The 12787-nt window shown below is 29.8% G+C and carries 4 protein-coding genes; all 4 read left to right on the top strand.

The features are described from left to right. Positions 1-32 precede the first annotated feature (32 nt). Positions 33-2180 (top strand): hypothetical protein, encoded by a 2148-nt coding sequence (locus IC213_RS18760; RefSeq protein WP_227831957.1) that lies wholly within the window; start codon positions 33-35, stop codon positions 2178-2180. A 1094-nt stretch (positions 2181-3274) separates the two neighbouring features. Then, a complete protein-coding gene (locus IC213_RS18755) occupies positions 3275-3508 on the top strand; it encodes a hypothetical protein (protein ID WP_227863435.1) in 234 nt (77 codons plus the stop codon). Positions 3509-4393: 885 nt separating this feature from the next. Then, positions 4394-10408, top strand: coding sequence for a hypothetical protein (locus tag IC213_RS18750; protein ID WP_227863434.1), 6015 nt, complete (start codon positions 4394-4396; stop codon positions 10406-10408). Between the two features lie 1082 nt (positions 10409-11490). Then, positions 11491-12787 (top strand): phage tail protein (locus tag IC213_RS18745; RefSeq protein WP_227863433.1); only part of this gene is annotated, 1297 nt, incomplete at its 3' end.

Raw genomic sequence — 12787 nt, 5'->3', positions numbered from 1 at the left:
TCTATTTTATGTAAAAAAAGGAGTGTGATTTAATGTCAGAGTTTAAAATTAAGACCAGCATAGAACTTGATGATGAAAAAGCTAAAGCCCAACTGAAATCATTACAGACTTCAGCGAAAGAAAATAATATAAAGTTAAATGTGGAGATGAATACATCTTCATTAAACAATTTGAAACAATTAGAAAGTGTTTTAACTAAAATCAATGCTTTAAGTGCAAAAACCCAAAATGGATTATTTGGTGGTAAATCAGCTAAAAGTTCTAATTCAGGTGTAAATAATCTGATATCAGATTATCAGAAGCTAATTAACAAAAAAAATGCAATTGAAAAACAAATGTCCAAGACTACAAATACTCAATCATATACAGAATTAAATGGACAATTAACAAGGACTATGAACCAAATTACAAATTTAGGTTCTGCATTAGACAATTTAAAAGAAAAAACTAATGTAAATGATAATGCTTTTGATAGTATGCAAAGGTCATTATCATCAACATTTCAGAAAGCTCAGGCTGATATACAAAAAACTCAAAGTCAGATTGAAAAATTCAAACAAACAAAATTTTTAGATGATACTCAGCTACGTGAGTTGAATAAATATTCAGCAGAATTAAACAGATTATCAAAAACAGAATTAAAAGCATTAGACTTTAAAGGGATGTCAAATTTACTATCAGGCATATCAAGAGTAAAAACCGATTTAGGCGGATTTAAAATAGCTGATAATGGTATTAATAATTTATTGTCTCAGTATAAAACTTTGATGAATGAAAAAACTAGATTGGAAAAAGAATTTTCTAAGACAACAAATATACAATCTTACGCACAACTAGAACAACAATTATCAAGAGTTAAAGAAAAAATAAATTCTGTGGGAAATGCCTTAAAAACAGTTCCACGAAAAATAAATATAGATAATGCAGCTTCAGAAACCATGAAGAGTTCATTAGCATCAACCTTTCAAAAAGCACAAGCGGATATGCAAAGAATGCAGAACCAAATATCTAAATTCAAACAAAGTGCAAATCTGGATAATGCCCAAATTGCAACATTAGATTTATTTTTAAATAAGTTATCAACTCTATCAAATATAAAGTTAGAGAATTTAACATTTAGAGGAATGTCTAAATTATTAACGGATATAAAAAGTATTCAAACTGAATTTGCAAATTTTAAAATTCCTGAAATTAATTCTAAGGTAGAATCTCAATTTAACTCAATGCAAAAAAGTGTTGATGGTTTTATAAATAAACTAAAACAACTTAGTGGAAATCAATATGCAGATAAGAATGTTTTAGGAGGTTTGTTATCTCAAGCGGAAAAATTAAAAAGTCTTGATTTAAAAAATTTAACTGGAGATGATTTAAAAAAAGCAATTGCTGATTTAGAAAATTTAGAATTAAGGCTTAAAGAAGTTCAAAGTGCGGCCAATGTTTCTAAGACAAAATCAGAGTTTCAATTTAATTTTGACAAAGCGATATCTGATTTAAAAAGATTAAAACAAAGTGCATTAGAACTAGGACAGTCAACATCAGGAATCGAAAAGCTTGAAAAAGAATTAATGCAATTAGCTAATTTACCCTTAGACCAAAAAGTTAGTAAATTAGAACAAATTCAAAGAGCTATAAATAATATGAATAAGTCAACTACTGCATTAAGTTCAAGTGGAAAAGGTGTAAATAAATTTTTTAATGATTTTACACGTAGTTTTTCTTACTTTACACTTGGTAATATGGCGGCAATGCAATTACAAAATGCAATAAGAGGTGTTGTATCAACTTATAAAGAATTAGATGCAACTATGACAGATTTAAAAAAGGTTGCTGACCCAGTTGACATAAATTCGGTACAAAAACTGGATGAAATAAGAAATAAGGCTAATCAGACGGCTAAAGAAGTTGGAATGACAACATCACAAGTTCAAGAATCAATAGCAGCATCTTTACAGGCTGGAATCGGGGGTATGCAAGAAAGTATAGCAGCCGCAAGGCAATCTATGATTTTAGCTAATGTCGGAGATATGTCTGTTGAGGACAGTTCATCTGCGGTGAATACGATAATCAATGGATTTAGAATAGAACCACTTAAAGAAATGGAAGTACAGGTTGGAAATACCACAAAGAAAACAACAGAATTAACTGCTGCAATGGATATGCTAAATTGTTTGGCGTGTTAGATAGAAATTTCTAATATTATGAGGGGGCAAAATCGGTGAAGGCTGAGATGTTACCACCGAGGTAAATTGAAGAATTAAAAAACTTTAATCACCGTAACGCATAGGAAATGAACCTATGCTATTTTTATGTTTAAAATAGTATAGAATAGAATTTTCCCACGAGTGTCCTCCATCTTAACAGATAGTGCTGAAGATGAAAATATATGCTGAACTTACATGAACAAGAAATGTAAGAACTACAAGATAAAAAGCTTGTAGGATAACAATTTGAAACTATGCAGGAAATAACTATGCAATTGGAACAGCAGGTGTTGCAGAAGCGATGAAACGTGGAGGTTCAGTACTTCATGAATACGGTGTCAGTTTAGGCGATTAAATTAGGTCGCACTACATAGTAATATGTAGTTAAAAACTCCTTTAACTGCGGGAAAGTCTTTAGAGCTTAAGTTACTAAACTAAGATAGAAATATACTTAGCGGCAATGGGTAACTCCAAAGGTAGAGTAAAAATACTTAAGATTAGATAATCCGCAACCAAGCATCTTAACAGATGAAGGTTCAACGACTAATTGTACATTCAAGTGAATGGAAATGGGGAGCATCCTTATAGGATGAAGATATAGTCTCGTCTTTATAGAGATATAAAGAAGTTCATAGGAGAACTGCATAGAAGTAACGAATCTATGTGAAGAAATCGACTGTAGGTATGATAACAGCGACAAATGAAGCGATTAATTTAGGTCGCACTATATAGTAATATATAGTTAAAAACTCTTTTAATTGCTGGAAACTCCTTAGATCTAACTAAACTACAACATAATTGGAAACAATAAATGTGAATGTTTAAAAATTAGTTAGATTGGACAATCAGCATCCAAGCTCCGTATGGGAGAAGGTTCAACGACTATTATGTAGATTCAAGTGAATCGAAACAGAGAGCATCCTTATAGGATGAAGATATAGTCTCGTCTTTATAGAGATATAAAGAAGTTCATAAGAGAACTGGTTAGGATTAACGAACCTAATTGAAGATATCGACAAAATCCTGAAAAGGTAGGTAATGGGCTGAAATCAGTCGCAATAAATTTAGCAGGTATGAAAATAAATGCCAAAGACGGAAATCTTGAGCTAAATAAAACTGCAATGGGATTGAAAGAAATAGCTGGTATTACAATATATAAGAATAAAGATACTGGCGAATTAAAGAATATGGTTGAAGTATTAGATGAGGTCAAAAGTAAATGGGATGAGCTTAGAGAGGATGAACAAAAAGGATTGGCAGAAGCAATTGCAGGTAAATTATTTGCCGTTCTAAGTAGTGATATTTAGAATTATTATCGAGCAAAATCGGTGAAGGCTAAGTCATAAGATATGTTAACACCGAGGTAACTAGGAATACCACCTAGAACCGTAACGCATAGGAATTGAGCAATAGAAGGAAGCAATAATATTCCCACGAGTGTTCGACTACTTAAATTAAGTAGAAAATATATGCTGACCTTATAGGAAACTATAAGAAGTAGAGGATAAAAAGCCTTTACGATAACAATGTGAAGCAACAAGCTGCTATATTCCAGTCCTTAATGGGTTAACATAATAGCCCCTTTATATAGTGATATATAAAGAAAACCTAGAATATCAGGGAAAACCCTTAGAGCTTTAATTACCAAGCATTAGAGAAATCAAAATGTGGCATTGCTAATTACAATGATATGGTAACAAGATTAAAGATTGGGTAATCCTGAGACATAGTCCTAAGTTCTTATGAATAAGGAAAGGTCGCAACGACTACCAATAGGTATCTTATATCAAGATAGTGGTATAGTCTATTCCCTTTTAAATATCTGGAAACAGAGGGTATGAAAGAATTATGAAACTTTTAAAGAAATAAGGAAAGAATTTTCACAAGGTTTACAGTTTGGTAGTGCTAAACTTTTGGCGTGTTAATTAGAAATAATTAATATTATGAGTGAGCAAAATCGGTGAAGGCTAAGTCTTAGATATGTTGACACCGAGGTAAGTAAATAGATTGCGTAAGGCTATTTACAACTGTAACGCATAGAGAGTGAATAAATATAATCTCTCCACGAGTGTTCACCATCTTAACAAGTAATGTTGAAGATGAAAATGTATGCTGAACTGAGTATGAAAGGACATACTATAATGCGAGGAAACTCCCAGAAGTAGAGGATAAAAAGCCTTTACGATAACAGATTGGAGACTGAGAACAAACAATACTTAGATAGTCTTGCAGGTAGATTAAATCATTTAAAGGAAACTTGGGTATCTATATTTAGCACATTAGCTAATTCTGATATGATATATGGTATGTTAGATGGATTAATCAGCTTATCTGAAGGTATAGATAAAGTTATAAAATCTTTAGATAAAATGGATATGTTATTACCAGCTACAATAACATCATTTGCAATGCTAAAAAAATTAAGAGAGCAAAGCAAAGAGAAAAAAGCACAAACTCAAACTACAACAATAAATAATAATGCTGATAAAGGCACTGATGAAAGTGTAAAAAAGGTATCAAAATTAGCAACATCATATGGTAAAGTTAAGCAAGAAGTAAATGGTGCTACAGGAGCTATGAATAAATTTAAAGTAGCAGGTAGAACTTCTATTACTGAAATATCTAATTTAGGTAAGAGTATGGGGTCAAAGTTTAAAAACTTTGCGACATCAATAGGAAGTTCTCTTTTATCTGGATTTGCAATAGGTGCGATTATATCTGGAATAACAATGCTCATTCAAAAGTATGATGAGTGGAATAGAAGATATGAAATATCTGCTCAAAAGCATAGAGAAAATATAGAAAATACTAAAAGTGAAATTAGCACATTATCTCAACAACAACAAAGTTTAAAAGCATTATCAGAAGAATATAATAAACTTTATAATAAGACTAATAAAACATCTGATGAGCTTGAAAGATTTAAACAGTTACAAAAGCAAATAGCCGATATTTCTCCTGATTTAGTTGCTGGATATGATGAAGAGGGAAATCCCATACTGGCATTTTCGGGTTCTTTAGATGAGGCTATAGGTAAATTACAATTAGCCATTAAAGAAAAGAATGAGCTTTTAAAGACTGAAAGATATAATACTGGTCTTAACGCTATGAATTTAGCTCCTAAACAAAAGGAAGACATAGATGCTCTTGACACGAAATATATTGAAAAATTAAGTAAGAATAAAAAAGAATTGGATAAAGCTTTTGGAAAAGGTGATGGAATCAAAGCAAAATCAATTGAAAAATCATTAAAAGAATATAAAAAAGCTTATGAAAAAAGAAATAGTTTAATTGCTGAGAAAAATCAAGAAGCAAAAGAACTTATGGATGAATATAATCTTGCAGAAGCAGAAATACAACAAGTATCTTTTGATAAAATAGCTGAAAAGTCTAATTATAAAAATGCTACAAATAATGTTAAAAGTCAAATCAATGAGCTAATGGATGTATTTAATTGGCATGATATATCTCTTACAGAACAAGATGTACTTATATCAGGTTTCGATAGATTGAGTTCTATAATAAGTGATAACGACCCTAAATTAGCACAATGGAATAAAAGACTGCAAGAGGCAAATACAAATTATAAAGCTGGTGGGGACGCTGTAGAATATGCCAATGCGGTTGATGCAGTAGGAAGAGAAATCAATAAAACCTTAGTAGCTGCTGGTAAAGAACCAATAGATACGAAACTCTTGGAAAAAGGATTACAGAACATTCGTGGAGAATCTACTGCTACCGCAGAAGCATTACATGCGTTTTTGGTTTCTTATGATTCATCTACGGCTGAGTTTGAAAATGGAAATGGAATAGCAGTAAAACTTAAAAGTCAATTTGATGATTTGAACAATTTTATTAGTGAAGCGATAAATAATCCTGATGGAAAAATTGATATATCATCTTTAATTAAAATTAATGAAGGTGAAACACATACCAACCTTCCTAAACAAGTAAAAGAAATGATACGAGGTATTTTAGGCAAAGATAACAATGCTACTGAGTTTGAGCAACAAATACTAATGAAGGTATCAACTACAATTCAAAATGAAGGTAAACTTCCTGACTATGTGGCAAATCAATTAAATGATATATTTAATGGTAAAGTTAAACCAAAAGAAATAAATGCTCCAATAAAAATTGGAGAAAATCAAATAATAAGTAAAGAAGAGTTAAAAGAATTAGCTGAATATTATCAAAAGGAAGAGAATAGACCTAAAATACCAATTGATTTTAAGACAGATAGAAAAGAGATAGAAAAAGAAGCCAAAGAAGCTAAAAAAGCTTTACAGGATATCTTAGATAAAAATGAAAATAAAAGTGATGATGATAAAAAGAATATCACAAAAGATTCTTTAAAAAAAGCTATAGAAAGTAAAGGTATATCTGGTTCTGTTGAATCTCTAAATGCTTTAAATAGTGCATTAGAAAAAGTTCCTGCTGAAAAGAAAATTGATTTTATAAATAATTCAGGAGATGCTTTTCAAGGAGTTAAAAGTTTAGATGAAGCAATTAAGAAAATCCCAGAAAATAAAAGACTTCAATATAATGTTGGTGTTGAAGGTAATGAAAAGTTAGAAAAATTAAAAGAATTATATGATAAACTTCCAGAATCAATACAGGGAAAAATAAATGATGGAAGTATAAATATAAATAAGATAGGAAATATCAAAAACTTACTTGATGGATTGGATAAAAAGGATAAAAAAGTTGCAGTAGACTTTATAGTAAAAAATCCAGAGCAATTAGATTCCTTTGAGAAATTTTATAATGGAATATCTGATAGTAAATCTAAAAAGTTAGCTTTAGAATTTGCATCAGAGAATCCAGATAAATTGCAAGATGGAATCAAACTATATGATAGCTTAAAGGATGGAAAACAAAAGAAACAAATACTTAGATTTATGGTTGAAAATCCTGAGAAGATACAAAGTGCTACAGAGCTTTATAATAATACTCCAGAAGGACAAAAAGATTTAATATATAATTTTATAGTAAATAATCCTAGTGAGATAAATAAAGTAAATCAACTCATAGAAAAGTATCCAGATAAAAAAACTGCTATTTTAAAAATGGCCATTGCTAATCCAAGTGTATTAGAAGATATAAATGACATAAATAATCTGCCTGACAATATAAAAAAAATGCTAGGTATAGAAGTTAAGGGTAAAGAAGAAGTAGAAAAAACTAAAGAAGATTTAGATGAAGCAAAAGGAAATCATAATGCAGAACTTACAGTAAAAACTGAGGGCAAAGATGAAGCTGAAGAAACCATTGATAAGGTTCAAAATGGAGATGGGATTAATGCTGAACTTTTAGTAAATGCAGAAGTAAATGGAGAATCGCAAGTAGTTGAATGTATAGAGACATTAGATAAAAATGGCAATAAGACATATACTCCTAATTTAAATCCTCAAGTTAATAATAGCGAAAAAGTTATTCAATGTATGAGAATATTGGATGAGCATGGTAATGAGTCTTATATTCCAATTGTAAGTCCTCAAGTTACTAATGAAGAAGGACTTAATAATACTGAACAAAAGATGGATGAGTTAAATGGTAAGACGGCTACTCCAACTGTTGATGTAAAAACTGAGGGTAAAGAAGAAGTAGAACAAACTGCTGAATTTATACAAGGTATATCTCCTATAAAAGTTGTAGAACTTTCTTTAAACAATCAAGGGAAAGATGAATTAGACAGTACTAAACAAAAAATGGATGAGCTTAATAGTGAAAAAGTTGAACCAGTTGTAGGAGCTATTGGATTAGAAGATACTGCAAGTAAAATAGCATCATTAGGACAACAAGCCAAAGAGTTTGGTCAAAATAACTATAATATAAATCTTAATGCAGAAACTTCTCAAGGAGCAAAAAATATATCAGGGCTTATAGCTAGAGTAAAACAATATTTATCATTAAAAGTATCAACACTTGTATTTAGAACTGAAACTGCACAAGCAGCAAAGAATGTATCTGGTTTATTAGCCAAAGTACAAAGTTATGTAAATAAATATGGTGGGAAGACTATTACAACTAAATTTAATGCATATACTGCACAAGCAGCAAAAAATATTAGTGGCTTAATGAGGAAGATAGATTCATTTAAAGAGAACTATGCAGGAAGAACATTTACTACCACATTTGTAACTAATAAAGTAACAAATACTTCTTCTGGTGGTGGCGGAAATAATTCAGACAAAGATAATGGAACGCAGACCTCTGTTACTGGAGGAACTCCAATTCCAGCTAATCTATCAACTCAGCCTAGAACATCAGAACCAGTACCAATAAGTGACGAAACTCCTGTAACAAAACCATCATTATTCTCAAGAGCATTATCAAGAGCAACAGCACCAATAAAAGCTCTTAAAACACTAACTCAAGACACTCCAATAGATAAAAATTTCGATGCCATTATAAAGTATGAAATAGAGTTATTTAAAGAATTAGAGAATCAACTTTCAAAAGTAACAAATGAACTATCATTGCTAGATAAGCAAATGAAAAATGCTACTAATGAGCAGAAACTCAATTATCTTAAAAAACAAAATGAACTATATAAAGAGCAGGAAAGACTTTTAAATAGAAAAGAATCTCTTACAAAAGATGAAGCAAATAGATTTAAAAAGGTATTGAGTGACAAAGGTTTCAAGTTTAACTCTGATGGAAACATGACAAATTATGAAGAGTTATCTATAAAAAAAGAAAAAGAATTAGCTAAACTTGAAGCAGAAGCAAATAAAGAGAAAGCATCTGATAAGACTAAGAAGAAATATGAAGATGCTAAAAAAGCTTGGGATGAAACTAAGAAATATTGTGATGAATATTTAGATATCATGTTTACTGAACTACCAAAAGTAGTTGAAGAAAAACAAGAAGTAGTAAATGCCACAAAGGATATAGCGAAAGCAGAACGAGAATTAAGAAATGAGGCTTGGAAACTTCACAAAGAATCTGAATGGACATCTATGAATAGAGATGTCGAAGAAGTTAATAATCAACTTGAATTATTAGACGTACTGATGGGTAGTGCTTTTGGAGTTGAAAAAAATGATTTACTTCAACAAAAACTAGATTTATTAGAAAAACAGAAAAAAGAAATGAGTGAAACTACGGCTTACATGAAACAAAGTCAAAATGAAATAAAGGGTAAACTTCAAGGTTTTGGATTTGAATTTAGAGATGATGGTACAATAACTAACTACATTCAACAACTAGATAAGCTGTTTCAAAGTAATGATAACTTTGATGAAGCAAAAGAATTAGTTGATGCTTATTTAGATTTAATGATGGATAAAATTCCTGATGCTGAAAAAGAAATGGCTAAGTTAGATGCTACAATTAAAGCAGCATTAAAAGAAAAGTTAGAAACTACTAAAGAAATAGAAGATAAGATAACTAAAGTCTATGAAAAGCAAATTGAAGAACGTAAAAAGCAAATAGATGATGAGCTTAAGAAACGTCTTGATGCACTCAATAAAGAGAAGGAAGCCTACAATAAGGCAAGAGATAAAGCTGATTACAAACGTGATTATGATGATAAATCAAAAGAAATAGAGGAACTTCAAAAGAAATTAGATATTGCTGAAAGAGATAGTTCACTATCAGGACAAAAGAAAGTACAGGAATTAAGAAAAGAATTAGAAGAGGCTAAGAGAGCATTAGAAGATTTAGTTCAAGACCAGATTGATAAAGATGTAAATGATATGTATGATGATGAAAGTGATAGACTCCAAGATGAAGCAGATAAGGCTAAAGAAGATTTGGATAATAAGTATACTAAAGAAGAATTAGCTAGATTAATCAAAGAAGCATTAAATACAGGATTATTTACAGACATAAATGGTGAGGTTCATGATTTACAACAAACATTGCTTGATTTTGCTGATAAGTATGGTGATGGATTAGGGGCTACAGGGGCTATTATAAAAAGTGAATTAGTTGGTAACCTTGAAATTGCTAAAAAAGTAATGGAGGATATGTTAGATATTCAAGATAAATTAGGTGTTGGTGAATATAGCAATTATTCAGTACCTAGAGGTCGTAGTTATCAACCTCAACAATCTAATCAAAATCAATTTAATTACAATGCTCCATTAGTTAGTGTACAAGGTACTATGAATAGGGATATATTAAAAGAAGTAGAAAAAATGATTAAAAAGTCTCAAGATGAACTTGCCAAAGAAATAGTAAGAAAAACTAAATATTAAAATATTATGAAAATATATGTTATAATGTAGTTACCACAATATCTCATTGGTGTTCGTATGTATTAAAAGAGTCACTGGAAAATTCTAGTGATTCTTTTTGTTAAATATGATATAATATAATTACCATTCCGAACACGCTCTTTATTTAAAGAGACTTATGTTCTAAGAAGTCATTCTATTGCAGGATGGCTTTTTTATTTTAGAAAAAATATTTAATGAAGATAATGACAACATTGACTATAATGACAATATTGGAGTATAATAGTAATATAAATGATATAAATTTATATCATTAAAGACATAAAAAAAGAGACTACAACTATTTGTGGTAGGGTGTCTCTTCATAAAATAAGCAAAGCATTAATTTGAAGTAGAATCACCTGAACTGCCATTCGGGTGATTCTTAATTTTTTGCAACGTTTTCTTAAACTCATCTATCTCTTTAAAGAGTCTATTCAAATTCTGAACCAATTTAATCAAACTGATTGTTATGGTTGTAAGAAATGTTATTATCGTTAGCAAACAAATCAGATATTTCATAATATCACCTCCCTCTTTATTTGACATGGGAGGCTTATGTATATGAAAATTCACCCTAATAGTTTTTTTATGTAGTCTCTAAAAATATTATACCATAATTTACCATCATGTTGAATTTAATATTATATTGACTACGAGAGTAGAATAAAGTTATAATATAAAGAACAGAAAATTAAAAATATTTTAAACAAGAATTACTACTTATCTATGCCACCTTAAACAAGTGGCTCTTTTTATACTAATTCAAGCTATAATTATTGCAGATTAATAAATTTAAGGGTATAATAAAAGCAAGGAATTTAATCTACTTAATACAAAGAGTGATTGCTTCCTTAAAGTTAATTAAAAATCAATTTATCTTTTGAAACCACTCTTATTGGCGTTTGAGTGGTTTTTTGCTTTATCATATATGTAACAAGCTATTAAACTTGATACAATATTTAGGCAAATATTAAACACTACTGTTTCCATAAATCAATTAATAAAATATTTTAGTCCATCTTTAGTGATGGGCTTTTTTAATGTAAAGAAGGTGATAAAACATGGATTTTAATGTGAATATTAAACAAATCCAAAGAGAGTATAATATAACCCTCCATAAAGTTAACAAAGAAATTCTGGGTGAAGTTCCAATAGAATTTATAGATAGTTTAACTCGTAGCATTGATAGTACAGATGAAATTCAATTTACCATACCAAAGTTTATAACAAATCGCTTTTCATTTCAAAAAACAATAAATCCACTATATTATGAAATAAGTAATGAAAGGTTTATATGTGTAGACAATAAAGAGTATTTTGTAATAAAAGAAATAAAAGAAGATGGATATAAGAATAAAGTTATTAGAGCAACATCCGCAGAAGTTAAACTGGGTAAGATAAATTTAAACATTGAAGATATGGGGCTACAGCTATTTACAGAAGATAAGGACGCTGGAATAATAAGTCTCAATGATTATATGAAAGAAGAAACTGGATGGACTTTAGGCAATGTAGATGATTCAATAGGTTATGAAACTACTGAGACAGGAGAAAAAAGAGAGAAAGTAAGGTGGCAAGAAAGTGTAGATAGTAATTGGCATGATTTTTTAATTAATGATATTAAAGAGGAATTTGGATGTGTAGTTCAGTTTGATACATATAACAAAAAAGTACACTTATATGATGTAGATAGCTTTGGAGACAATATAGAATTAGTATTATCTTATGATAACTATATAAAATCACATGAAAAGACTAGAAATTCAGATGAAATAGTCACTAGAATGACATTAGTTGGAAATGAAGAGATGGACATCATTGGAGCTACTGTAACAGGATATAAATATATTGAAAACTACTCCTATTTTTTAGAGAATGGTGAGATGAGTACAGGCTTAGTGACTGCAATACTTAAGTATAATGAGATGATTAAATTAAGAGAAGTTGAGTGGTTAAAATTAATAGATGAAAAGAATAAAAAGAAAAAAGAATTACGAGACAATAAAAATAAACTCCAAGTAATCTACTCTACCATCAATGCACTATATAGTATTAAAAAGACATATGAGACAAATAAAGATACTATTAATGCTGCCAAAGTAGCAGCAGATATAACTAAGAATAATGATGAAAAAGTAATACTTGAAGTAACTATAAAAAATTTAGAACAACAAGTATTAGAATTAGAAGACAGTATAAAGCAAATAAACATATTGTGTAAGAGAGAAACAGCAACTAATGAAAATGGACAATTAATTTTTAATGAAATATTACTAGAAGAATTAAAAGAATTTATTTATTGTGATACTTATACAAATGATTCATTTTTGGAGGTTGAAGACTTAATTAAAACAGGTG

The sequence above is a fragment of the Clostridioides sp. ES-S-0049-02 genome (genome assembly GCF_020658465.1).
Taxonomy (GTDB): domain Bacteria; phylum Bacillota; class Clostridia; order Peptostreptococcales; family Peptostreptococcaceae; genus Clostridioides.
Note: the sequence above shows the minus strand (reverse complement) of the source record. Positions and strands in the feature narration are given on the sequence as shown.